The organism is Desulfomicrobium norvegicum, assembly GCF_900114595.1.
Lineage (GTDB): Bacteria > Desulfobacterota > Desulfovibrionia > Desulfovibrionales > Desulfomicrobiaceae > Desulfomicrobium > Desulfomicrobium macestii.
Window position 1 is genome coordinate 195,632 of record NZ_FOTO01000006.1, and the last position, 23,489, is coordinate 219,120.

18 protein-coding genes and 1 pseudogene are annotated in these 23,489 nt (G+C 61.0%); 10 read left to right on the forward strand and 9 right to left on the reverse strand.

From position 1 onward, the window contains the following. Positions 1 to 1,959, forward strand: coding sequence for an OPT family oligopeptide transporter (locus BMZ24_RS11080; protein ID WP_092192243.1), 1,959 nt, complete (start codon positions 1 to 3; stop codon positions 1,957 to 1,959). A 9-nt stretch (positions 1,960 to 1,968) separates the two neighbouring features. Here BMZ24_RS11080 and BMZ24_RS11085 read toward each other — a convergent pair whose 3' ends face one another. Both BMZ24_RS11085 and BMZ24_RS11090 read right to left on the reverse strand, forming a co-directional pair. Then, positions 1,969 to 2,463 carry a cyclic nucleotide-binding domain-containing protein gene (locus BMZ24_RS11085; protein ID WP_092192245.1) on the reverse strand — a complete coding sequence of 165 codons (495 nt, stop codon included), beginning with the start codon at positions 2,461 to 2,463 and terminating at the stop codon, positions 1,969 to 1,971. Further along, on the reverse strand, positions 2,441 to 4,927 hold the full coding sequence (locus BMZ24_RS11090) for an ABC transporter ATP-binding protein/permease (RefSeq protein ID WP_092192247.1): 2,487 nt from the start codon (positions 4,925 to 4,927) through the stop codon (positions 2,441 to 2,443). Before BMZ24_RS11090 ends, BMZ24_RS11085 begins: the two co-directional genes overlap by 23 nt. 73 nt (positions 4,928 to 5,000) lie before the next feature. Between BMZ24_RS11090 and BMZ24_RS11095 the strand changes: the two genes are divergently transcribed. Then, positions 5,001 to 5,438, forward strand: a complete 438-nt coding sequence (locus tag BMZ24_RS11095; protein WP_161949126.1) for an ATP-binding protein — start codon at positions 5,001 to 5,003, stop codon at positions 5,436 to 5,438. Continuing rightward, complete coding sequence (locus BMZ24_RS11100; protein WP_092192251.1) at positions 5,420 to 5,773, forward strand: STAS domain-containing protein; 354 nt, start codon at positions 5,420 to 5,422, stop codon at positions 5,771 to 5,773. The genes BMZ24_RS11095 and BMZ24_RS11100 overlap by 19 nt, the downstream gene beginning before the upstream one ends. Here the strand turns inward: BMZ24_RS11100 and BMZ24_RS11105 are convergent. Further along, positions 5,754 to 7,220: a PP2C family protein-serine/threonine phosphatase gene (locus BMZ24_RS11105; protein ID WP_092192253.1), complete on the reverse strand. Its 1,467-nt coding sequence runs from the start codon at positions 7,218 to 7,220 to the stop codon at positions 5,754 to 5,756. The genes BMZ24_RS11100 and BMZ24_RS11105 overlap by 20 nt on opposite strands. A 149-nt stretch (positions 7,221 to 7,369) precedes the next feature. Between BMZ24_RS11105 and BMZ24_RS11110 the strand changes: the two genes are divergently transcribed. From BMZ24_RS11110 to BMZ24_RS11120, 3 genes are read left to right on the forward strand one after another with little or no spacing between them, the layout of a single operon-like run. Beyond that, a complete protein-coding gene (locus BMZ24_RS11110) occupies positions 7,370 to 7,960 on the forward strand; it encodes a hypothetical protein (RefSeq protein WP_143077887.1) in 591 nt (196 codons plus the stop codon). Continuing rightward, positions 7,957 to 8,802, forward strand: a complete 846-nt coding sequence (locus tag BMZ24_RS11115) for a hypothetical protein (protein ID WP_092192258.1) — start codon at positions 7,957 to 7,959, stop codon at positions 8,800 to 8,802. Before BMZ24_RS11110 ends, BMZ24_RS11115 begins: the two co-directional genes overlap by 4 nt. After that, the gene (locus BMZ24_RS11120; RefSeq protein ID WP_092192260.1) at positions 8,777 to 9,124 is read left to right on the forward strand and encodes a PqqD family protein; all 348 of its coding nucleotides are present in this window, start codon (positions 8,777 to 8,779) and stop codon (positions 9,122 to 9,124) included. The genes BMZ24_RS11115 and BMZ24_RS11120 overlap by 26 nt, the downstream gene beginning before the upstream one ends. Before the next feature lie 82 nt (positions 9,125 to 9,206). On the opposite strand, the gene BMZ24_RS11125 is transcribed toward BMZ24_RS11120, so the two are convergent. The 6 genes and pseudogenes from BMZ24_RS11125 to BMZ24_RS11155 all read right to left on the reverse strand — a co-directional run bounded on the left by BMZ24_RS11125 (position 9,207) and on the right by BMZ24_RS11155 (position 16,230). Next, on the reverse strand, positions 9,207 to 9,950 hold the full coding sequence (locus BMZ24_RS11125; protein WP_161949127.1) for a substrate-binding periplasmic protein: 744 nt from the start codon (positions 9,948 to 9,950) through the stop codon (positions 9,207 to 9,209). A gap of 363 nt (positions 9,951 to 10,313) precedes the next feature. Beyond that, positions 10,314 to 11,855 carry a mercuric reductase gene (locus tag BMZ24_RS11130; RefSeq protein ID WP_092192264.1) on the reverse strand — a complete coding sequence of 514 codons (1,542 nt, stop codon included), beginning with the start codon at positions 11,853 to 11,855 and terminating at the stop codon, positions 10,314 to 10,316. Positions 11,856 to 11,867: 12 nt separating this feature from the next. Beyond that, the gene (locus BMZ24_RS11135) at positions 11,868 to 12,581 is read right to left on the reverse strand and encodes a TVP38/TMEM64 family protein (RefSeq protein WP_092192266.1); all 714 of its coding nucleotides are present in this window, start codon (positions 12,579 to 12,581) and stop codon (positions 11,868 to 11,870) included. Next, positions 12,578 to 13,416, reverse strand: a pseudogene (locus tag BMZ24_RS20500) (DUF547 domain-containing protein). Before BMZ24_RS20500 ends, BMZ24_RS11135 begins: the two are co-directional and overlap by 4 nt. A 12-nt stretch (positions 13,417 to 13,428) precedes the next feature. Beyond that, the gene (gnd, locus tag BMZ24_RS11150) at positions 13,429 to 14,880 is read right to left on the reverse strand and encodes a decarboxylating NADP(+)-dependent phosphogluconate dehydrogenase (protein WP_092192270.1); all 1,452 of its coding nucleotides are present in this window, start codon (positions 14,878 to 14,880) and stop codon (positions 13,429 to 13,431) included. Between the two features lie 216 nt (positions 14,881 to 15,096). After that, entirely contained in the window at positions 15,097 to 16,230 is a 1,134-nt protein-coding gene (locus BMZ24_RS11155; RefSeq protein WP_092192272.1) for a DUF362 domain-containing protein, read from the reverse strand. A 437-nt stretch (positions 16,231 to 16,667) separates the two neighbouring features. Here BMZ24_RS11155 and BMZ24_RS11160 point away from each other — a divergent pair, with 437 nt between their 5' ends. The 4 genes from BMZ24_RS11160 (at position 16,668) to BMZ24_RS11175 (ending at position 23,338) form a co-directional block, all read left to right on the forward strand. After that, the gene (locus BMZ24_RS11160) at positions 16,668 to 17,900 is read left to right on the forward strand and encodes a glycosyltransferase family protein (RefSeq protein WP_244150339.1); all 1,233 of its coding nucleotides are present in this window, start codon (positions 16,668 to 16,670) and stop codon (positions 17,898 to 17,900) included. A 137-nt stretch (positions 17,901 to 18,037) separates the two neighbouring features. After that, positions 18,038 to 20,311: a mechanosensitive ion channel family protein gene (locus BMZ24_RS11165; RefSeq protein WP_244150340.1), complete on the forward strand. Its 2,274-nt coding sequence runs from the start codon at positions 18,038 to 18,040 to the stop codon at positions 20,309 to 20,311. A 224-nt stretch (positions 20,312 to 20,535) separates the two neighbouring features. Beyond that, positions 20,536 to 20,859: a putative quinol monooxygenase gene (locus tag BMZ24_RS11170; protein WP_092192278.1), complete on the forward strand. Its 324-nt coding sequence runs from the start codon at positions 20,536 to 20,538 to the stop codon at positions 20,857 to 20,859. Positions 20,860 to 21,409: 550 nt separating this feature from the next. Beyond that, positions 21,410 to 23,338, forward strand: a complete 1,929-nt coding sequence (locus tag BMZ24_RS11175) for a sigma 54-interacting transcriptional regulator (RefSeq protein ID WP_092192280.1) — start codon at positions 21,410 to 21,412, stop codon at positions 23,336 to 23,338. Positions 23,339 to 23,489: the final 151 nt, after the last annotated feature.

The following is a 23,489-nucleotide window of genomic DNA, read 5'->3' on the forward strand; positions in this document are numbered from 1 at the left end:
ATGTACGACGATCGCGAACTCAAAGAATACCGGGACCTGCTGAAACCCCCGGCGCATTTCGAGGAAGGCTTCGACTGGAAAACCGTCGTCGGAGCCATCTTCATCGGCTTTCTGATGATGCCCGGGTCCATGTACCTGCAGCTCGTGCTGGGCACGGGCATAGGTCCGGCGGCGCGCTGGGTGACCATCATCCTCTTCGCCGAAATCGCCAAACGCTCCTACACCGAACTCAAGCAGCAGGAGATCTTCCTGCTCTACTACATGGCCGGTGCGGCCCTGGCCTCGCCCTTCCAGGGCTTGCTCTGGAACCAATACCTCATCCAGTCCGACGCCGCCCAGATGCTGGGCCTCACCGAGTACATCCCGACCTGGATAGCCCCGGCCCTGGATTCGGCGTCCTACGCCGAGCGGACCTTCCTGCACAGGGACTGGTTCGTGCCCGTGCTGCTCCTGTGCGGGGCCATGATCATCCAGCGCGTGGACCAGTTCGGGCTGGGCTACGCCCTGTACCGCCTGACCTCGGACGTGGAGAAGCTGCCCTTCCCCATGGCCCCCGTGGCCGCGCTCGGCACCATGGCCCTGGCCGAGTCCACCGAGGACAAGAAAGACAACTGGAAGTGGCGGGTCTTCTCCATTGGGGCTATGATCGGCCTGGCCTTCGGCTTCTTCTACGTGCTCCTGCCGGCCCTCTCGGGGCTCTTCTTCACGGAACCCATCCGGCTCATCCCCATCCCCTGGCTGGATCTGACCCGCAACACCGAAGGGTTCCTGCCCGCCGTGGCCACGGGCATCCAGATGGACCTGGGACTCGTCTTCATCGGCATGGTCCTGCCTTTCTGGGCAGTCATCGGCGGCTTCGTGGGCCTTCTCATCACCGTCGTGGCCAACCCCATCCTGCACTCCCAGGGCATCCTGCACCGCTGGCACCCGGGCATGGGCACGGTGGACACGGTCTTCTCCAACAGCTTCGACTTCTACATGAGCTTCGGCATAGGTCTGGGCCTGGCCATCGGCCTCATCGGCTTCTGGCAGGTGGCCAGATCATTCCGCCAGCAGACAGGGGAGCGCCTGAGCTTCGCGGCCCTCTTCTCCCCGCCTCCGGGACGCGGCGACATCTCCATCTGGCTGTCCCTGGCCATCTACGTCTTCTCGACCCTGTCCTACGTGGCCTTCTGCATCTGGCTGGTGCCGAGCTTCCCCTGGATCTTCTTCCTGCTCTACGGCTTCATCTACACGCCGTTCATCTCCTACATCACGGCACGCATGGAGGGCATCGCCGGACAGTACGTAAGCCTGCCTCTGGTGCGGGAGGCCAGCTTCATCGCCGGGGCCAAGTACTTCGGATATCACGGCATCGAGATCTGGTACGCGCCCATCCCCATGCACAACTACGGCGAGGCCACGGTGGGCTTCCGCCAGATCGAGCTGACGGGCACGAGCCTCAGGGGCATCATCAAGGCCGAGTTCCTGACCCTGCCCATCGTCCTCGTGGCGTCGCTCCTCTTCTCGCAGTTTCTGTGGCAGCTCGCGCCCATCCCCTCGGCCAGCTACCCCTACGCCCAGGAGCTGTGGCACCTGCAGGCCCTGAACATGCTGCTGCTGCAGACAGCCACCCTGGAAGGGAACTCCCTCTTTTTCCAGGCGCTCAATTCGGTCTATGTGTCGTGCGGGGTGTTCTTCGGCGTGCTGGCCTATGCGCTCCTGAGCGTCATCGGCCTGCCGGTGCTGCTGATCTACGGCGTGGTGCGCGGGCTGGGGCAGTCAACGCCCCACGGGCTCATCCTCGAACTGGCGGGCGCCCTGCTGGGGCGGTACTATTTTCTGAAGAAGTTCGGAACCAGGTGGCGTCAGTACGCACCGGTCCTGCTGGCGGGATTTTCGTGCGGCATGGGCCTCTCGGGCATGTTCGCCATGGGGTGCACGCTGATACTCAAGTCCTTGAACAGGCTGCCTTACTAGCCCGGCCCCTCACAACACCCCGGGCCCGTGCACGTCCACGTCAGCGCCGCGCTCCAGGCGCTGCAGATCCCAGAAGACCACGCTCTGAACGAGCTCCCTGGCCACAGCGGCCAGGGATGCGGGCTGGGCCAGAAGCTGGGGCAGAAGGCTGCGCCGATGCAGGAGCAGGCAATCGACCGTGGTTTCGGCCCGCAGGGTGTACAGCCAGCGGTACTGGCCCAGGAGCGCGAGCCCGCCCGCGCACATCCCCTCGCGAAGGGCGCCCACCTTGCGCCCTTCGCGCTCGATGGCCATGGACCCGCCGATGACGGCCACCGCCCCTTCGGCCGCCTGGCCCTCCTCGACCACGGCCTGTCCCGACGCAAACGTCTCCCGCTCGCACAGGTAGGCCATGACCCGCAACAGTTCCTGCGGCAGGTCGGCAAAAATCGGCAACTCCCGCAGCACGCGCAAATTGCAGTCCAGTTCGCACTCGTGGGTTTCAGGCTGTTCCGACAAGATCATGGAGCACTCCCTTGGCGGCCATGAGTTCGTCGTACGGACCGCTCTCCACGATCTTTCCGGCTTTCATGACCACGATGCGGTCATAGTGTGACACCGTGTCCAGGCGATGGACCACGGAAATGACCGTGTGTCTGCCACGCACGGTTCTGAGAAAATTCTGGACGCGGGCCTGGGAAGCATTGTCCAGCGCGGATGTCGCTTCGTCGAGGACATAGATCGCAGGATGCTTGAGAAAAACGCGGGCGAGAGCGATCTTCTGCCGCTGACCGCCCGAAAGGTACTCGCCCATGCTCCCGACCTGGAACTCCAGGCCAAGCTCCACGATGCTCTCCAGCACCCCTTCCTCGATGAGCAGCTGGACCAGCTGCTGGTTGATGCGCTCCAGAGCGCCGCCGCGCCCAGGCCTTGGCTGGCCGAAAAGAATGTTGTCGCGGATGCTGCGCGACTCGATATAGCGGTCCGCCTCGTAAAACTGCAGCATCGAAGGGCCGGAGCCGGCAAGATACTCACGAAATTCCGCCCTGGCCGAAAGAATTCTCTCCTTGAGCTGTTTTGGCATGCTCACGGTCCTGTGACGGCCCGGAATGAACTTCAAGGCCAGGCGCAGAAGAAGGGCCTGGGACGCGGGCTTGAGCTCCGATTGGCCGCGGGTCGCCATTTCGGCCACGACCTGCGCGTAGCGGTCCATGTCCTCGCGGGCGATGGGGCTGTCGGCATAGAGTTCGGGCGTCTGCGCCGCATAGCGCAGGATGGGAATCGTCGCGGCGGCGACCACGGCCCCGAAATCAAGGAGAATCAGGTCCAGACCCGTTTGGCCAAGAAAGGCCAGAAAGCGCTTGTTGCGAAAGGCTTCCTCGAATCTGGCCAGACGATCCGTGAAGTCCCCAAAGACGATATTCTGGGCGATGGAGCCGAAATCCAGGTAACTCCTGGGATCGAAAAATTCGATGTCGCCCTCGAAACCTGTCTCGAAACGCTCGCGGAAAAGACGGCGCATGGCCAGAACACGCTCGGCCAGCTCAGGCCTTTCCAAGGGCGAGATCACGGCCTGGCTTCCGAATTTGAGGATGTCCGCGAACAGCCCCACCTGCTGTACGACCTCGATGACGCGATCCAGATCCGGCGGGATGAAATCAGGAACGTGATTCATGGTGCTGGAATGGCTCCCGTACAACAGGTTGTCGCGAACCGTGCCGCTGAAGATGAAGGGGTGCTGGGGGACCATGCCCAGATTTTCGGCCACATCGAGCTTGGTCAGGTCGCGGATATCGTGCCCGTCGAGCTGTGCCTGTCCCTCGGTGTAGGGCATGAGCTGGGCCACGATCTTGGCCAGGGTCGACTTGCCGCTGCCCGAATAGCCCACCAGGGCGACCATTTCCCCGGGCCGCACGTGCAGGTTGATGTCCTCGATGAGCCTCGCGCCTTCGGGGGTGCGGAAGGCCACGCTGCGCAGCTCGACCTCCCCACGAAAACGGTAGAGATCCCGGTCAACGGGCATGAGGCTGTGCTCGGGGGCCAGATCAAAGGCAGCCATGACGTTCCTGTAACGAACCTGACTGTCCTCCTTGAGCTGATAGAATTCCATCATCTCGCGCCATGGGTCGCTCAGGCTCGAATAGGCCGACAGGAAGGCCACCAGGGCGCCAAGATCGAAAAGACCACGGATGGTCATGCTGCCGCCGACCAGAAAGAGGATGAAAGGGCCCAGGTGCTCGAAGAAGTTGTTGGCGAACTTGATGCCGTAGCGATAGGCGTTCATGCGCACGTTGGCCTGCAACAGCTGGCGGGCCTGACTGGTAAATTTTTCGTTCTCCAGTCCGAAACCGGCATGCCCGTGCACCTCGTGCACGCCGGTGATGACCTCGCCGATGCTTCCGGAAATAGCGCGACTGACGTTGACCCGATGCCGGTTGGCCTCGTTGGCCCGCCTCTGGAGACGCGGCACGACGACAATCTGCAGGGGGTAGATGACGAAACTCAGTCCCGCCAGGAGGGGATTGAGGTAGAAGAGGTAACCGCCCATGGCCAGCAGTGTGCAGACGTTGATGAGCGGCACGGATACGGCGCTGCCGATAAACCCCGAGACCGAGGACAGTTCGTTGATGAGGGAGTTGATGACCTGACCGGGCTGAATGGTGCGGAAGAAGGACAGGGGCAGGCTCAGGATGTGCTCGTAAAGGCTGGTGCGCATGCGCTTTAAAGTGCGTTGCCCGATGTAGGCCTGGAGAAGATTGATGCAGAATTTGAGAGTGCTGGCCGTGAGCACGGAACCGAGAAAGAGCAGGCAGTAGAAAACCAGCAGATCCATGTCGCCAAGGCCGATGGCCTGGTTGACGATGCGCTTCTGAAGCTCCAGCGGAGCGATGCGAATGCCCACGGTGGCCACGACCAGCAGCACGAGAAGGAGCTGCCAGCGTACATTCTTTTCCAAAACCCATGAATACAGGGTCCGCTTGGTCACCATGAACTGATCCTTTTCTCCATGCCGCAGTTTGACCTCCCGCCTACCCTACTCTATGCAAAGAGAAAAGGATGCCATGACCGCCACATTCGATTTTATCCTGACCCGCCCGGAGGAAGAGTACGCCGCCCTTCTGGCCGCCGTTGAGGGTTTCGCCATCCAGCGAGGCCTGACCGACGCCGTTCGCTACAGGCTGGGACTCGTCATCGACGAGATGGTGGCCAACTGCATCGAGCATGGCGCATGCGTGGAAAATCAGGGCATCCGCGTCGGCGTCACGGACCTTGAACAGGAGGTCGAGATCGAGATCATCGATTCCGGCCCACCCTTCGACCCGACGGCGCACGCTGCCGACACATGCAGGAACGGGAACGTGAAGGTCGGGGGGGTCGGGCTATGCCTGATCTGCAACCTCTCCGCCAAGATCACGTATGCCCGGCGAGGAGAAGCAAACCACACCCGGATCACCATCGACAAAAGAACACAGGAACAGTCATGCACCTCCAAGAAATAGAACACCCCGCGGCGGCCATTTTCCAGGTCAAGGGGCGTCTTGACGCCACGAGCACCCCCGAGCTCGAAAAAAAGGTTCTGCTCAGCCTGGACAAAGGAGTCAGACATCTGGTCATGGACTTTTCCGAACTCGAATACATCAACAGCGCGGGCCTGCGCATCCTGGTCATGGTCTACCAGCGACTGAACCCCCGCGGCGGGCGGGTCATCATCTGCGGAGTGCGGGACTACATTGCCGAAATCTTCGACATCTCCGGATACAACCGCATCTTCAGCATGCAGTCCGACATGAGAGGAGCCCTGCTGGAACTCGACCCTACGCCAGACGGGCAATAACCACCGTCCGGTCGTCTTCGATGCGCCCGCCCTTCGTGAATGCCTCCACCTCCTCGAAGATGCGCGCGGACAGATCCTGCGGTGACTCCTGCGCGTTTCGCCTGACGATCTGCAGCAGGCGCTCCTTCCCGAACATCCCCTTTTCCTCGTCCCCCGCCTCCCAGACGCCGTCGGTGCCCATGAAGAGCAGGCCGCTTCCGAGCTGTTCCGAAAACTCCGTGTAGCTCCAGTCCGGATCAACGCCCAGAGGAATGTCACGGCCGGCCAGGATGCGTGTCATTCCCCCATCCCGGGGCAGAAACCAGGCAGGATCGTGCCCCGCCCCGACCCACGCCGCCCGCCTGGTGGCCGGACAAAAGGACAGCATGAAAACCGTGACGAAATTGCCGCTGCTGTTGACATCGGAGTGAATGAGCGCGCTGGTGCGGCTCATGACCTCGGCCAGGGTCAGGGACTGCAGGAGCAGGGCCTTCATGTACGCTCGGACCGAGGCCATGAGCAGGGCCGCACCCACGCCATGGCCGGTCACGTCGCCGACCGTGATGACCAGCTCCGCCCCTTCACACCCGTCCCGGACGATGAAATCATAGAAATCGCCGCCCGTCTCCTCGCAAAAGATGCTTGCCCCGTAAATCTGCACGCCCGGCAGGAAGGGCGACGCCGACGGCAGCAGATTGGCCTGGATCTGGCGGGCCAGCTCCAGGCCGTGCACCATGCGTTCGCGCTCCACAAGACGGTCGATCATGGCATTGGTGTGCCCGGCGATGACCGCGAACTCGTCATTGGTGACCACGGGAACCTTTCTGTCCAGGCGCCCCTGGCTGACTCGCTCCAGGACATTGGTCTGGTTCTCGAAGAGGATGTTGAGGTTTCGGGCGTAGGAAAAAACGAGCAGCATTGTCAGCACCAGAAGTACGCCCATGACGAACAGCACTTCCAGAACCACTGAGCGCAGCAGGATGGAAAGGCCCAGGGCGGCCTGGTCCTGCGCCTTGAGCCATGAGATGTCGCGCACCAGGAGCAGAAGCAGGACAATGGTCACGAAAATGATGATCCCGGAAGCCAGCAGCGCAAACCTGCGGGTCTGCGGAAAGAACGCCTTCGCATCCGGAAGGCCCTGTTCGAAAAAATGGGCCTGCTTGATGATCCGGTATTCCCATTCGAGGCTCAAATCCAGGGCGGCAAAAAGGCCGATGGTGGCAAAACCGATGGTGATCTCAAGGCCGCTTGAAACCGGAAAGCCCCAAACCACATTGTGATACACCCCGACACCCAGGCCCGCGGCCACAAAAACGGCAAAATCAAGGAACAGCAGGCGCGTGGACTGGCGCTGAACCGGCAAGGGGCGGACCAGGGAGTTTACGAGCAGGCGCCGCAGCAAAAGAGCTCCGATCAGATGAGCGCCAAGCACCGAAAAGAACTTCCAGACCGGAAGCGCGTCGACCAAGGGTCAGACCTGACCTCCGTAAAAAGTCAGCACCACCAACATGAACGAATAGTAAAGCAGGATCCGAGTCATTTCAGACTCCTTGCGCGGGGCGGTATGGCTGGACAATCTGCTTGCGGGTGGAATAGTATCCAGCGATGAAATACTGCATGCTTCTTCTTTGGCTTTTCATGGCCTCTTCTGTCCAGGCCCAAATCTTTCCGACTTCCCTTGGGGGCATCACGCTGGGCGAAGACATTTCGAGCATCGAAAAAATCTGCCGCATGCACACGCAGATTCCCCTTTCCCGGGAGCGTCACCTCATGGAGGTACAGCTCATCCCCGATCACGCCCCTGGCATCAAAAGCGGCACCGTGGCCTACGCCAACTGCGACCAGGTTGGGCGGATCGTGCGCATCAAGCTCAAATTCGACAACGAAACCCGTGAATTCTTCGACGATCTGCTGAGGCGCTACCGGGCCCGGTTCGGAAAGCCTCTCGAATGGCGCGGCGATCCTTTTCAGACAGTCATGTCCTGGAAATGGAGCTTCACAGACCTCCAGGGCGAACAGGTCAATCTGGAACTGACGCACAGCAGGGATGACGACTACAAAACGGGGAATTTCGTGAAGATGACCCTGCGCTCCCTGTGGGTGCGGGAAGATGCCTGCCAGGACGCCAAGGCTCAGTCCGGAGGGCCCGACGACTCCGGTCCCACCCCCGCGAACAAGCTCGACTATCGACTGCTCATCCCGCAATGACCGAGGCGCTCGGCTGGGACGGATTGCGGGTGGAGATTCCGGACGGCATGGAACCGGTGATCCTGGATCGCGGTTTTGTACGACTTGCCGGGCCGGGCCTCCCGATCCTGGACCTGCGCTTCGGCCCGGAAAAAAAAGTCTTCGACCCAGACAAGGACGGGACGCGACTGCTCAAGGCTTCGGGGATGCCTGATGCAAAACTGGCTCCCTTCCACCCTTCCCGGGCCAGCAGGCAGGCAGGAGACATCTGGGCCGCCCCATCCGACGAGGCCAGGCTTTTCGTGCTCCATCCGACGGACAAAAAGGCGGTTGTCGCCGCCCTCTTTTCCGTCCCGCCCCAGAAAGCCCTGCTCCGCACGATATTGGCGTCGCTGGACTGGACCCCTCCGGACACATGGCGAAGCTGGCACTGCTACGACCTGCGCTTTGAAACCCCGCCGCATGCGGTCCTTGGCAAGGCTTCGTTTCGGCCGGGGGCATTTCGGCTGGAATTCACCCTCGCCCGCTCAACTCTTGTCCTTGAGCGTCTGGCACCGGCCGGCGTGCTTCTGGCCGGAACGGACCTTGAATCGTGGCTCGAAAAAAATATCCGGCGTGTACACGGCCGCGAATTGGACATCACCTCAAACGGACCCACGGAAGCGCGCTTTGCCGATCCAACCTCGCCATGGCGGCGCGTGCTGGCCAAACTCCCCTTCAACCCGGGCCAAACCCGGGGCCGTATCCGGCATGACGAGGCCGGTAACAAGATCCTGATTCTCACGGAACGCGGCCGCCTCATCCCGGCACCGGACTTCGAAAGGACATTCTCGGCGTATGCAACAACCACAATCCAAGGCTGACGCCCTCTCTGCCGTGCCCGTGCCCATGCCGGGAATCCGGGCCACCGTCTCGGATCAGGGTCTGGTCCGCATCAGCCACCCGGCCACCCTGAAACCCTGGCTGGCCCGGCTTCTGCCCACATCCGTCACCCTTCCCACGCGCACCCTGGAGCTTGACGCCATGGGCACCTTCGTCTGGAACCGCATCGACGGCACGGCCTCGGTGCACGATCTGGCGCGACAGGTCGCGGAGCACTACTCCTGCCTCCCGGCCGAGGCGCAGCAGGCCGTGGCCATGTTCATCCGCCAGCTCGGGCAACGCGGCATCCTCGGACTTCGCTGACAGGACCATTATTTTTTCGTGAGAGATAACTGGAATCCACGACGGGCATGGCTCGGAAGGGACAAGGATATCCGGTGAAGAGTCAGGGACTGCACTCGGACGAGGAGGCGCAAATCAGCTCAAGCCCGCCGGACACGATTGCGCGGTCAAAGCGCTCCACCAGAGACTTTCCGGCGGGAGTCCGGGGAAAACAGACATGCAACGAATGCACGACCAGGATTTTTTCAGCAAAGACCAGCGGAGACGGCCCGTGCGTCGGTTCCGCCTTGCCTGAAAGATGCCGGAACACGGCCCGGTCCATAACGGCCGCGTCGATGCGCCCGGCTTCGAGCATGCGCAGGGCCAGCTCATCGGAATTGCATTTTACGGGATGCAGGATGCCCATATCCACAAGACGGTCGAATTCCTCTGTGTTCACATACCCGTCCACGACACCGAGCCTGTAGGCGGCCAGATCCTCCAGCCGGGTCCAGTCCAGCGTCATGCCGCTTTTGTGCACCAACCCCACCACACTGCACCCCACTGGCTTCGAGAAGTAAAATTCCTCTTCCCTGGCCACCGACCGATATTCGGGAAAATAGCCATGGGTGTTCCCTGCGCGAGCCTCCATGAGCACCCGCTTCCAGGGTAGGAAGGACAAGCGGGGCTCCAGCCCCGCTTCGGCGCAGATGCTGCGCACGCGGGCGCTGGTCGTTCCCTGGTTTAAAAGATCACTCCCGACGAATGGAGGCCATTCAAGCGTGCCCAGATTGAGCGGCTCCCCGTGCGCGGAACACGCGAGAAAAAGAACCATGAGCGGCAACACGCCCGCCAAGCTCCACTTCATCGCGGCACCAAAACGTTTCCGGACGATTCCGCGCCATGCACCACCTTCGATCGCTTCATGAATCCCGCTCCCTTTTCGTGCTCTCCGGGGACAGCGCCTACATGAACAAATCCGCAAGTCCTTCCGGGCCGATTCAAGCCTGATAAAGCCATAATTTTTCCGAAATGGCCACGAAATTTCCAAGCATATGCGCAAAAAGTTCCTGTTATCGAAATCAGAAAAACCGATCATGATGCGCCTTCATGACCTTAAGGACGCAAGCCTTCATCCCGTCCGGAACTCGATGTCAAAGTGCAATGAAACGAAGCAGTCCTGCCTTGCCATGACGTTATCGCATGACTGGAAAGGCATGTGCGCCGGGTTTCACTTCCGTCTGCGCTGCCAGGAAAGCCAATACCCGAAGAGAGACTTCACAAGCGGGGTCAACCGGCCCCTGTTGTAGGCGTCGGCGACCTGGCGGATGGCCTCGCCCTGGGTCGGGTAGGGATGGATGGTGTTTGCGATTTTTCCAAGGCCCAGACCGTTCGTCATGGCCAGCGAAATCTCCGAGATCATGTCCCCCGCATTGTTCGCGACAATGGTCGCCCCCACGATCCTGTCCGTGCCCTTGCGAACATGCACCCGGACAAAGCCGTCGGTGTGCCCTTCGAGGATCGCCCTGTCTACCTCGTCCAGGGACCGGGTGAAGGTGTCCACCGCGATGCCTTTTTCCATGGCGTCCCTTTCGCCGAGGCCCACATGGGCGATCTCGGGCTCCGTATACGTGCACCAGGGGATGGTCAGGGCGCTGACCTTGGCCCGCCCCTTGAACAGCGCGTTGCGCAGCACCGTACGGGCCATGAAGTCTGCGGCATGGGTGAACTGGAATGGGGAGCAGACGTCTCCGGCGGCGAAGATATCGGGGTTGGTCGTGCGCAGATGATCGTCGACCTGCACGCCCTTGGCCGAAAACGCCACCCCGGCCTCCTCCAGCCCCAGCCCCTCGACGTTGGGCTTGCGGCCGACGGCGATGAGCAGCTCGTCGACAACCTCGTCATAGCTGCCCGCCTTGGAGTCGGCCACGAGCCGGATTTTGTTTCCGTCCGCCCCCGAGACCCTGACCTCCTTGCCACAGCACAGCAATTTCACCCCATCCTTAAGCAGCGCCTGCCGGACGACCTCCGCCGCGTCCCGGTCCTCCTTGGGCAACAGGCCGCGCGAGGACTCGATGAGCAGCACTTCGGATCCGAAGCGGGCGAAAGCCTGGGCCAGCTCGCAGCCGACGGGCCCCGTGCCGATGACGGCCAGGCGCCCGGGCAGCTCGGTCAAGGAGAAGATCGTCTCGTTGGTGAGGTAGCGCACGGTCTCCAGCCCTTCGATGGGCGGCGCCGCGGCCCGCGCCCCGGTGGCGACCACCGCCTTGACAAAAGACAGTCGCTCCCCGCCGACCTCCACGGTGTGCGCATCCGTGAAACGCCCCTGGCCCAGGAACACGTCCACCCCCAAATCCCGAAAGCGCCGCGCGGAGTCGTTGGGCGCGATGGACGCCCGCAGCCTGCGCATGCGCTCCATGACCTGCCCGAAGTCGACGCGGGTTCCGTCCGGCACATGCACGCCGAACTCTCCGGCGTCCCGCACGGCCGCTGCCGCGCGTCCTGCCCGGAGCAGCGCCTTGGACGGAACGCACCCGAAGTTCAGGCAGTCGCCACCGAGAAAATCCCGTTCGATGAGGGCCACCTTGGCCCCCAGCCCGGCCGCCCCGGCCGCGCACACGAGCCCGGCCGTCCCGCCGCCGATGACCACGAGGTTGTAGACGGGCCTTGGCCTGGGATTGGTCCATCCCGATGGATGAACCAGGGACTCAAGCGTCCTGTTGTGCTCGTCCCGGGGCTCATGTTTTACAGAATGCACCTTCGAATCCGCCATGACGTATCTCCTTCACGCTGCGATTTTGCCCGCCAGCGCCTTGCGGGCCAGACGTGTGACGACAACCGTCACGGCCACCGTGGCCAGAAAGCCCACCCCGTACAAAGCCCACTCCCCGGCTGTCCGCTCGCGCCCTCCAGCACCAAGCCCGGCCAGATCCCCGGCCAGGGAGCCGATGTACACATACATGATGGTCCCTGGGATCATGCCTATCCAGGAGGCCAGAAAAAAATCCTTGAGGCCGACCTTGGTCAGTCCGAAGGCGTAATTGAGGATATTGAAGGGGAAAACGGGCGACAGGCGGGTCAGAAACACGATCTTCCAACCCTCGCGGGCCACGGCATCATCGACGGCCCTGAATTTTTCGTTGCCCGCGATTTTCGCGGCCACCCAGTCCCGGGCCAGATAGCGTCCGACCAGGAAAGCGCAGGTCGCACCCAGGGTCGCGCCCACCGAAACGGCGATGAAGCCCTGGACCAGGCCGAAGACCACCCCCGCCCCCAGGGTCAATACGGAACCGGGCAAAAGCAGCACGCAGGCTGCGATGTACAAGGCGACAAAAAGGATCGGACCTGTCGGGCCGAGATCCGCGATCCACTGCAAAGCCTGCCTAAGCAGAGTCTGCACGTCGAAGTGCCAGGCGGCCGCCAGCAACAGCCCAACGACAAGGAGCATCGCCAGGATCTTGAGGGCCCTGCCTTGCCAAAAAGATGCGCCGCGGCTCATGGCGCGACCTCCTGCTTGTTCAGGGACCAGTCGTAATCGATGTATTCCAGATCATATCCGCCACCTGAAAAGAAGCCGCGCAGTTCATCGGAGACGTATTTTGCAATAAAATTCATGACCGCCCGTTCCTTGTCCTTCAGTCCGTCGAAACCCGATGCCGGGGAAAATCCGGGCACGAAATCCTCACCGAACCATTTGAAGATGGACGAAACAAAGACCCGCCCGGCAGCACGGTCCACACGCAGCCCATTCGGGCTTGAGAGATAGAGCCTGGCGCGCTCGTCCAGTTGCCCGTCAAGCGCGTCGGCCGTGAAGGCACTGCTCGGCAGGGCGGGGCAACTGCTGGCCGCGCAGACCAGGGCGACATGAATGCGCGGCTCTGAGTAGTCCTTGCGGATGATGCCATGTTCGAGATGGTTGAGCGAGGTCTTTCCCCAAAGAGGCTGACCACCTTCTGGTCCCACGGCCCCTTGAAGATGTTGCCAATGTCCTTGATGCTATCCAGCGGGTAGTGATCGATGATCAGGCGCAGGGTGGCCGCGTTGTAGAGGTTGATCAGGAACGCAAGCTGCTGCCGCTCGTTCCAGCCCTTGAACTGGGCCTCTGTAACGCTGGATGTCGATTGCAGATAGCGATCGAGGAGCGCCGGGGATTTTTGGAGCCCTGGATAATCGACTCGGCCATCGACAACGCGCTCCGAGAGAACCTGAGTGAGGATGCCGTGGGCGTGGTCAAACCCTGCCGCGTCCGCATGCCTGCCTGCCGTCCAGAAAAGCAGAACGGCCGTCAAGATGGCCGCTCCCGCGCAGCGCGCGCATTTATTCGCAAATATCATTCCCCTTGCTCCCTAGACTTCATAGGACGTCGAGGAGGTCGCGCCGCCCCTCCCGGTCCAGTTGGTGTGAAAGCGCTCGCCGCGAGGCCGGTCCGTTCTCTCGTAGGTGTGGGCTCCGAAATAATCGCGCTGGGCCTGCAACAGGTTGGCGGGCAGCACGGCCGTGCGGTAGCCGTCGAAAAAGGCCAGGGCTGCCGACAGGGTCGGCATGGGGATGCCGCTCACGGCCCCGGCCGCCACGACGCGCCGCCAGCCGGTCTGGGCCTGCACGACCGCTTCGCTGAAAAAAGGATCGAGCAGAAGGTTCACAAGATCCGGGTTCCCGGAAAAGGCGCTTTCGATATTCTTCAGGAAAACGGAGCGAATGATGCACCCGCCGCGCCATATCCTGGCGATTTTCCCATGGTCGAGGGCCCATCCCTGCTCTAGCGCTTCGGCCCGCAGAAGCTGAAAACCCTGGGCGTAGGAGACGATCTTGGAGGCATAGAGGGCTTGTTCGAGGTCTTCGAACAGCACGTCCACGCCCGATGGAGCGGGACCAGCGAGGACCTTGGAGGCGGCAAGACGCTCGTCCTTCAGGGCCGACAGGGACCGGGCGAAGACGGCTTCCCCGATGAGCGTAAGGGGCTGCCCGACATCGAGGGCCGCGTTGACCGTCCACTTGCCCGTGCCCTTCTGCTGGGCGGCGTCGAGGATGGCATCCAGGGGGTAGGCGCCTTCCTCGTCGCGAAAACCGAGAATGTCCGCCGTGATCTCGATCAGGTAGGAATCGAGCCGCCCCTTGTCCCAGCGGGAAAAGACGGCGCGCATGTCCTCGTTGGACATCCCGAGCCCGGTCTTCATCAGGTGGTAGACTTCGCAGATGAGCTGCATGTCGCCGTACTCAATGCCGTTGTGAACCATCTTGACGAAATGCCCGGCCCCGCCCTCGCCCATCCACTCGCAGCAGGGCTCGCCGTCGGGCGTCACGGCGCAGATGCGCTGAAAAATGGGCCGGATGCTCTCCCAGGCCGGGGTGGCGCCTCCGGGCATGATCGAGGGGCCGGTCAACGCGCCTTCCTCTCCTCCGGAAATACCGGTCCCGACGAACAGGATCTGGTGCTCGCGCGCTTCCAGCACGCGGCGGCTGGTGTCCAGATAATGCGAATTTCCCCCGTCGATGATGATGTCGCCGGGTTCGAGCATGGGGATGAGGGCTGCCATCAACATGTCCACCGCTTCGCCGGCCTTGACCATGCACATGATCTTACGCGGTCTGGACAGCGCCTTGACCAGTCCCTCAAGGTCATGGCAGCCGATGATATTCTTGTTCGCGCCGCGCCCGCTCACGAACGCATCGACCCGGGCCACGGTGCGATTGAAGCAGGCCACGGTGAAGCCCTTGCCCTCCATGTTGAGCACAAGATTCTCCCCCATGACCGCCAGTCCGACAACTCCGATGTCCGCCAATCTATCGCTGCTCATCCGCCCTCCGGATTTCTGTTTCCTATCTGGCCTGCCTGGCGTCCATGCTGGGACAAGGTCCCTGCTCACTCCCGGGTGGGTCCTGCTTGATGCCGTGATCCGCACAAGCCTGAAACGTGACGGGCGGCAGCATATTGACCGTATCCCGGCCAATCAGGCCGACAAAGTCAAAACCGTTCCGACTCGTCGATAAGCGCACCGCTTCATGCACAAGGCTTATTTGACAAAGATCAGCTCATAGTCCCGGGTACCCAGTCCGATCTTTTCCGCATGATCGAGGCAGGAACGCCATTCCGACTGGGGCGTGGAGTTCTTGAAATGATCGTGCTGGTCCAGAAAATCAGGCTTTGACAGGTTTTCGTAGAGCTGGCTCCCCGGAAGCGGCTTGGCCTTCATGCAGGCGTCCACGCAGGCCTGGTCCAGGGCCAGTGGGTCGAAGGAGGCGAACATCCCGAGGTTGGGCAGGATGGGCGCATCGTTTTCGCCGTGACAGTCGCAGTTGGGGGAGACATCCACGATAAGCGAAATGTGGAAGTTTGGCCGACCGTCCACGACCGCCTTGGTATATTCCGCCATGCGCTTGTTCAGAAGCTCGTTGGCCGCAAAATTCCTGAACGCGATGGCGTCGAAATTACACGACCCGAGACAGCGTCCGCAGCCGACGCAATTGTCCTCGTTGACGCGCATTTTCCCTGCGTCCTCGTCGAAGAAAAGTCCCTCGTTGGCGCATTCCTTCAGGCAGGCCATGCAGCCCCGGCATTTGGCCTCGTCGATGGAAGCCTTGCCACCGCTGTGCTGCTCGGTCTTGCCGGCCCGGGAGCCGCAGCCCATGCCGATATTCTTGATGGCCCCGCCGAAACCGGTCATCTCGTGTCCCTTGAAATGGGTCAGGCTGATGAACACGTCCGCGTCCATGACGGCCCGCCCGATCTTGGCCTCCTTCACGTATTCCCCGCCGGCCACGGGCACCGCGATATCGTCGGTTCCCTTCAGCCCGTCCCCGATGAGAATGGGGCAGCCGACCGACAGCGGCGAAAACCCGTTTTCCCAGGCGCACTCCAGATGCTCCAGAGCGTTCTTGCGCTTGCCCGGGTACATGGTGTTGCAGTCGGTCAAAAACGGCTTGCCGCCCAACTCCTTGACCAAGTCGGCCACGGCCTTGGCATAGTTGGGACGCAGATAGCTGATGTTGCCCAGTTCGCCAAAATGCAGCTTGATGGCCACGAACTTTCCGTCCATGTCGATCTCCCCGATCCCGGCCGTCCTGATCATCTTCTTGAGCTTGGTGGGCAGTCCGTCTCCAAATGCCACCGTGCGAAAATCGGTAAAATAAACCTTCGCTTTTTCCATTCTTCTCACCTTTATATCCCAACTTATTGATTACACAAGACATGGCGACTTATCTCATAAAAAGACCGAGCCCATGTCCTGCCGTCATCCAACCCTGCTCCAGTTGTCTTCACTCACGGCGCTAAAAAAATCAAAGACCAAATAATTGCCGACATTTCCCGGATCTGAAACGAGCCGAACGGGTCAGTTTTAAAATGAACGGCAAGTAATCGGTCGATATTACGACCCGGAGTCTGTATTTCACCCGCATTTTGTTCCGGCTTGGAAATTCCATGGTTGGGCTTGAGGAAAAAACAACTATTTCGGTATCTTTTGCCGGCATCGTCTGGCGCGCATTTTTGGTATGATATTTGAGTTGTCTGGATCATGCAGTTCGGGTTGTTGTCCCTGACACCAGCTCTTAATAAACCAGATCCAGGATTCGCATGAAAATACTCATGTACTCACATGATACCTACGGCCTGGGCCATATCCGGCGAACCATTGCCCTGGCCCAGAGCCTGCTGGCCAAGGGGCATCAGGTCCTCATCCTGACCGGTTCGCCCATCGTGGGGCGGTTCGACATCCCCAAGGGCATTGATTTCGTGCGCATTCCCGGCATGATCAAGCAGAGCAACGAAGTCTATGTCCCGCATTCCATAACCATAGATGCCCAACTGACCCTGGCCATCCGCCAGAACATCATCCTGGCCACGGCCCAGACCTTCAGGCCGGACCTCTTCCTGGTCGACAAGGCCCCTCTCGGGCTCAAGCTCGAGGTCACGGCCACCCTGATCTGGCTGCGGGAGAACTCCCCGAAGACCAAGGTCGTGCTGGGGCTTCGGGACATCATGGACGGCCCGGAGAACACCATTCAGGACTGGCGGGACCGCAAGATGTACGAGGTCTTCGAGCAGCTCTACTCCGAAATCTGGGTGTACGGCAGCCGGCAGATCTTCGATGCCGTCCATGAGTACGCCATTCCCGGGCACATCGAATCCAAGATCCATTTCACGGGCTATATCCCGCGGCAGATCCCACGGCTCAAAAACCGTCCGGGCATTCGCCGCGAACTGGGGCTCTGCAATGGCGAAAAGTTTGTCCTCGTCACTGCAGGCGGAGGCGGCGACGGCTTCAAAGTCATCGACACCTACCTGTCCATGCTGGAGACGAGACCCGACTGCGGCTTCAGGTCCATGATCGTCACCGGCCCCATGCTCGACGTGCAGCTATACGACCAGCTTGCCTCCCGGGCGCGCAGGCTGAAGATACGCATCGTCAAGTTCCACCGAAAAATCGAGAAGGTCATGCTCGCGTCGGACTGCGTGGTCTCCATGGGCGGCTACAACACCATGTGCGAGCTGATCTGCGCGGCGCGGCCCATGCTCATCATCCCGCGCAGCGTCCCCCGCGAGGAGCAGCTCATGCGAGCGCAGATTTTCGCGGCGCGGGGCCTCCTCGAATATATCCCCAGGGAGACGGTCACGGTCGAGGAGATGCATGACAAGCTGAGCCATCTCCTGGAAAACGGTTCGCAGTATGAGCAACGGCTGGCGGATTTCCCCATGACCGCCTTCGAGATCATCAATTCCCGCGTGGGAGAGATTTCCCTGCGATCGCCGTCGGCGGTCTGCCCCGGGCATGAGCCGCTCTGGATGCCCGACTTCTACAGATACGTTCCTGCGCAGTGAGCCCAGAGGCCGCCTGATCGCAGGCGGCCATTCCTCGTTCGCACCGGGTACGGCAGCAGGAGCCGCCCGGCCCCCGGAACCCGCGTCCATTTCGGCCGGGTGAGTCGTGCACCGTCTCAAACATGAATGGAGTCGATATGCCGCCCCTATGGTCACGATGGCTTTTTCACCTGCTTCTCGCCATGCATCTTCTGGCGTCGGCTCCCCTGGTTCTCGCCGGCAACGCTTCGGACGACGCAGCGCAGGACGTGCCCGCGGGGCGGGCAGAATCTCCGAGCCTCAAAAGCCTGCCCGCGCATTCCAATGTCCTCCTGGCCTTTCTCGTCTCCCTGGAGCAGGGAAGCCAGGACTTCATCTCCACTGCGAAGACCTTTGCAGGGGAAGTGCGGCTTGAGATCTCGAATTCCTCCGGCCTGGTGGACAGCCTGTCGAATCATCGGGGGCGGGACCACTTCCTGCGTTTCCTGGCCACCCTCGGCGGGATCATCCTCTGTTCCCTCCTGGCCTTCAAGATCGCCGGGCGCGCCCTCCACAGGCTCGTCCGGGGGAGCATGCCCACAGGGCAAGGACCGGGAGTCGGAAGCTTCGCGGCGCTCCTTGGCAGATTTCTCTGCAGTGCCCTCTCCCTGGCAGTCTTCTTCGCAGTCTTCTTCGTGCTGCTCATGTCCGCGATACCCGGCCCAAGCCCGGAGCGGACCATGGGGGGCATCGTGTTCGTGGCGCTCACATACGCCCTCGTCCTGCAGGTTTTCGCCCGGGCCCTTCTCACCCCCTCTTCAGCGGGCTTCCGTCTCCTGCCTGTGGGCGATGACGCCGCGAAAAGCCTGTACCGCTGGCTCATGGCCATCACTTGGCTGGCCGCCGCCCTGGGGGCATGCAGCATAATCTTGGAACACGTCGGCGGGGCCACGTCCCTGGGCAAGGTCCTGTACGCATCGGCCGGAGTTTCGACGGGCCTGCTTCTGTGTGCCATGATCCTGGCCAACAAGCGTCGGGTTGCGGAAGCCCTGTCCGCTGATGGAGGGGAACACAATGTCCTGACGCTGCTGGCCCGGCACTGGCACTACCCGGCCATGGCCTATGCCCTGAGCATTGGCGTGTTCTGGAGCGTCCGGGCCTTGTCGGTGGAGGAACCCCTGGTCCGCCTGGTCCTTGGCATGTTCCTGATCCCCGTTTGCATCGGCCTGGACTTCTGGGTTCGCAGGCTTCTGGAAATGGCCTCCCGGGACGAACCGGTGGCATTTTCCCTGAACGCCGATGCAGACGAGGACGGCCCGGCGCCCGCCGGCGACCGTTTTCGGCAGCTCCCGCAGAGAAAGGGACTCAAGAAGTATTATCCTCTGATCCTCAAGGCGCTGCGGGTGGCGCTGATCGTTTTTGCGATATTTCTGATGTTCAGGGTCTGGGGCGTCGAGATCCCCGTTGGCTGGCTGTTCGCGCGCGACATCCTCGGCATTCTCTTCGTGGGAGTGGCCTGCCTCGTCATCTGGGAAGTCATCAGCATCAGAATCGACCGTCAGTTGCAGGAGGAGATGGCCCTGTCGGGCGTCAATGCCGAAGAGATGGATGAGGGAGGCGGAGCGGGCGGGTCCCGCAAGGCGACCCTGCTCGTGCTTTTGCGCAAGTTCATGATGGCCGTCCTGGTGGTCATGGGCACCCTTATGGGGCTTTCCGCCCTGGGCGTGGACATCGCGCCCCTCATCGCCGGGGCCGGCGTGGTCGGGCTGGCCATCGGCTTCGGCGCCCAGACCCTGGTCAAGGACATCCTTTCCGGCATCTTCTTTCTCATCGACGACGCCTTCCGCGTCGGGGACTACGTCGAGACCGGCTCGGCCAAGGGAACCGTGGAACACATCTCCCTGCGTTCCATGCGCCTGCGGCACCCCCGGGGCATGATCTACACGGTGCCTTTCGGCGGACTCAAGATCCTGCAGAACTACAGCCGGGACTACATCGTCACCAAACTCGATTTCAGAATCCGCTACGACGCCGATATCGAAAAGATCCGCAAGGTCATCAAACGCGTCAACAAGGACATCCAGGCCGACGAGAGCCTGAAGAACGGACTGCTGAGCGACATCAAGTCCAACGGCGTGCGCGGCATGGAAGACTCGGCCATGATCCTGCGCGTCAAGTTCAAGACCGTCCCCGGGCATCAGTTCGTGACGCGCAAGGAAGTCTATCGCCGCATCCAGGAAGCTTTCCATAAAAACGGAATCGAGTTCGCGCACCGCAACGTGACCGTGTACCTGCCGCCGGAGGTCCAGTCCCTCCTGGCCGCGAACGGCGCGGGCGACAAGAGTGTCGCCGGTTCCGCCATTGGCGCGGCGGCCGCAGCCACGATCATGCAGGAGGAGGAGCGGGCGCGCGCCGCGGCCGAGGCGGCCGCCAGGGCGAAGTCAGCGGAATGAACGGCCGGGCCGCCGGACCCCGCACGGGACCCCGTGGACGTTCACCGGGTCGGCTGTCAGATACTGGTCGATATGTCGTCTTCGGGTCGGAGTATCGTTTTTATTGTGGGAGGAATCCCTTTCAAAAAAAGACCTTTGCATGGTATTTATCTGATATTCAACAATTTGTCGGAAAAAAAACGAACGATGTCTAATTTGGTGCGCAATTTGATGGAGCAGAAATCATGAACGTGGCTATCTTCAAGATCTATCCGGCTCCGGGGCAGGCTCCCGCAGTGCTGGATGTGCTGGAATCCATGAAGACGGTGCTGGCCTCGGCCGGCGACTGCCTGGAATGCACTGTGGCCCTTGAGACGGGTGAGGAAGGAGGCATCATCTACACCGAGCGATGGCAGTCTCGAGAGTCGCTCATGGCGCATCTGCGCTCACACATTTTTCTGCGCATTCTGGAGGCCATGGAGTATTCGCGCAGCGCGCCGAAGGTCATGTTTTTCGAAGTGACGGACATCGGTGGCATGGACCTGATCGAGATGGCGCGAGCCGTCTAGCGCCCGACGACCCGAGATCGCCTTCGCGGCCAGACCTAAGGCCAGTGGCTGCGAGAGGGGCCATCGGGTCCGCTTTTTCTGATACGTCAACTTGCAATTTCAGGAAGAGAAGTACAGCGCCTCCGGGTTCACCAAGACCGGCCCGAGAATTCTTCTCACATCGCGTTTTTTGCCGGATTCAAGGACGGTTCAAACCGGACATCCCGATACTTTTCAGACGCCATGCAAAAAGTCATGGCAGAACCTGAGTGTCATTCCCACGAATACTAAAATCAATTCTTTTCAAACAGTTAAAGATATCCCCTTCTTCAAGCGGATGACGACTTTTTGCAGTGGCGTTTTTGCAGAGGCCGGACGCTGTTTGTGTTTGCCCTTGATTACGCCAAGTCTTCGTGCCAATACATTTTATAATCCGCTCATAGGGCTTTTATGACGGCACAGATGCATCATGCACCGAAACGAACGTCCGTGGGATTGCAGATGACCGGTTCCCGGCCTTGCGTGGGCCCAATCATGAATTTTTCTTCAACCACTACCTCCCCGGCTCAACATGATCGAAATTAAAATTCTACAGGATCTCTCATACCGCATATCCGCACGACTGGTGCGCGCATGTTCCAAGAACATGGAGCAAAGCATCATGGAGTCCCTGGAAGAAATAGGAGAGAAGCTTGGGGCCGATCGCGTCGGGATAATCGGTCTGGAAGAAGACTCTGTCATGGCGCGAATCCTTTACGCGTGGTATTCTTCAGGGGCTTCGGTGGTTTCCGCCGAGATGAACCTTGCAGTGCATTTTCCATGGGCCTATGAAGTCATGTTCAGGCGAGGCCAGGTGCATTCGGTCCCCAGACTTTCGGACTTGCCGCCCCAGGGGCACGTGGACCGGGTGTCGCACGAGTCCATAGGTACGAAAACGCTCCTGGGTGTCCCGCTGGCCACAGGGGGGCAGTTTTTCTACATTCTGGTGCTGAACGCGACGCGTGCCGAAATGAAATGGCCCGAGGAAATCGTTCCCGTGGTCCGCATGATTGGCGACATGCTCGTCTGTGCGCTGCAGAGGCGCAAATCGGAAATCACCCTGCGGACCCTGCTCGAAAGGCAGTATCTGGCCGCGAACTCGGCGGATGTCGGATTGTGGGAGTATTACCCGAAAACCGAACACTTCTGGGTCACGGACAAGGTTCAGGAGCATTTCGGCTTGCCGCCAGCCCCTTATGTCAGCCGGGACGCACTCCTCCAGAGGATTCATCCCGAAGACAGGGTCAAGGTGCTTGGCGCCCTGCAGGAACTGATGGAAACTGAAAAGGATGTGTCCGTCGAGTATCGTCTCCAGGATCAGGACGGGTCGATCCGTTGGATGTTCAGCCAAGGACGGGTCGTGCACATCGAGTCACAGGATGGGCCGAGGCCCATGGGCGTGACCCTGGACATCACGACCAGAAAGTCTATCGCGTTGAAGCTTGAGGCCAAGGTCTGCGAGGTCGAGGAGCTTAGACTACAGCTGGAAAAGGAGAACGAGTTTCTGCGCTACGAGGCGGCAGTCAATCCGGACCAGGCCGAGGTCCTGGGATCGTGCGAGAAAATGCGAGCCATCATGAACCAGGCCCATCAAGTGGCCCGGACCGGGAGCACCGTGCTGCTCACGGGAGAGACCGGCACGGGCAAGGGACTTATCGCGCAGACCATCCATCGCCTGAGCGATCGAGCCAGGAGGGCCATGGTCAAGGTCAACTGCGCCGCCCTGCCCGGAGCCCTGGTGGAGAGCGAACTGTTCGGCCGAGAAAAGGGCGCCTTCACAGGGGCACTCAGCAAGCAGAAAGGACGTTTCGAGATTGCCGACGGTTCCACACTCTTTCTCGACGAGATCGCCGAGATGCCCCTGGAGACCCAGGCAAAGCTCCTGCGGGTCCTGCAGGACGGGGAATTCGAGCGCCTGGGCAGCCCCCACACCATCAAGGTGGATGTCCGCCTGATTGCGGCCACCAACAGGGACCTGGAGGAAGAGGTGCGCTGCGGACGCTTCCGGCGCGACCTGTATTACCGTCTCAACGTCTTTCCGATCCACGTCCCGCCCCTGAGGGAGCGGATCGAGGACATTCCTCAGCTGGTCTGGGAGTTTGTCGGCGAATTCGGCGAGCGCATGGGCAAGAAGATGCGCAGGATCTCGGCCCGCGACATGAGCGCCCTGCAATCCTACCCCTGGCCGGGGAACATCCGCGAGCTGCGCAACGTCATCGAGCACTCCCTCATCGTCAGCCAGGGGGACACCCTCGAAGTGCAAAGGCTTTCGCCGGGCCCGCAGACAAGCGAGGTTCCGAAATCCCTGGAGGAAATGGAAATCGAGCACATCCAGTTCATCCTCAGTATGACCAGAGGCCGCATCAAAGGCCCTCAAGGCGCAGCGGCGATCCTGAAAATAAATCCTTCGACCCTGTACTCCCGCATGCGCAAGCTGGGCATCCCCACGCAGTTAACCTGATCTCTCGGGGATGATATTTCGCCCCAGGCTTGAAATGTCACCCCCTACTCAGGACCGCGGTCCTGTTCCCGTTCAGCGCCGGTCTTTTTTCCTCTGCATCTTCCAATGGTTGCGCGATGAAGCTCTGTCGTTGCGATTGGTGCACTTCTTG

Coding starts and splice junctions, on each gene's coding strand:
- gnd (WP_092192270.1), bottom strand. CDS start 14,880: ATGAGCAGCGATAGATTGGCGGACATCGGAGTTGTCGGACTGGCGGTC.
- BMZ24_RS11130 (WP_092192264.1), bottom strand. CDS start 11,855: ATGGCGGATTCGAAGGTGCATTCTGTAAAACATGAGCCCCGGGACGAG.
- BMZ24_RS11110 (WP_143077887.1), top strand. CDS start 7,370: ATGCTTCTTCTTTGGCTTTTCATGGCCTCTTCTGTCCAGGCCCAAATC.
- BMZ24_RS11165 (WP_244150340.1), top strand. CDS start 18,038: ATGCCGCCCCTATGGTCACGATGGCTTTTTCACCTGCTTCTCGCCATG.
- BMZ24_RS11175 (WP_092192280.1), top strand. CDS start 21,410: ATGATCGAAATTAAAATTCTACAGGATCTCTCATACCGCATATCCGCA.
- BMZ24_RS11080 (WP_092192243.1), top strand. CDS start 1: ATGTACGACGATCGCGAACTCAAAGAATACCGGGACCTGCTGAAACCC.
- BMZ24_RS11125 (WP_161949127.1), bottom strand. CDS start 9,950: ATGAAGTGGAGCTTGGCGGGCGTGTTGCCGCTCATGGTTCTTTTTCTC.
- BMZ24_RS11160 (WP_244150339.1), top strand. CDS start 16,668: ATGTACTCACATGATACCTACGGCCTGGGCCATATCCGGCGAACCATT.
- BMZ24_RS11115 (WP_092192258.1), top strand. CDS start 7,957: ATGACCGAGGCGCTCGGCTGGGACGGATTGCGGGTGGAGATTCCGGAC.
- BMZ24_RS11155 (WP_092192272.1), bottom strand. CDS start 16,230: ATGGAAAAAGCGAAGGTTTATTTTACCGATTTTCGCACGGTGGCATTT.
- BMZ24_RS11085 (WP_092192245.1), bottom strand. CDS start 2,463: ATGATCTTGTCGGAACAGCCTGAAACCCACGAGTGCGAACTGGACTGC.
- BMZ24_RS11090 (WP_092192247.1), bottom strand. CDS start 4,927: ATGGTGACCAAGCGGACCCTGTATTCATGGGTTTTGGAAAAGAATGTA.
- BMZ24_RS11170 (WP_092192278.1), top strand. CDS start 20,536: ATGAACGTGGCTATCTTCAAGATCTATCCGGCTCCGGGGCAGGCTCCC.
- BMZ24_RS11095 (WP_161949126.1), top strand. CDS start 5,001: ATGACCGCCACATTCGATTTTATCCTGACCCGCCCGGAGGAAGAGTAC.
- BMZ24_RS11135 (WP_092192266.1), bottom strand. CDS start 12,581: ATGAGCCGCGGCGCATCTTTTTGGCAAGGCAGGGCCCTCAAGATCCTG.
- BMZ24_RS11100 (WP_092192251.1), top strand. CDS start 5,420: ATGCACCTCCAAGAAATAGAACACCCCGCGGCGGCCATTTTCCAGGTC.
- BMZ24_RS11120 (WP_092192260.1), top strand. CDS start 8,777: ATGCAACAACCACAATCCAAGGCTGACGCCCTCTCTGCCGTGCCCGTG.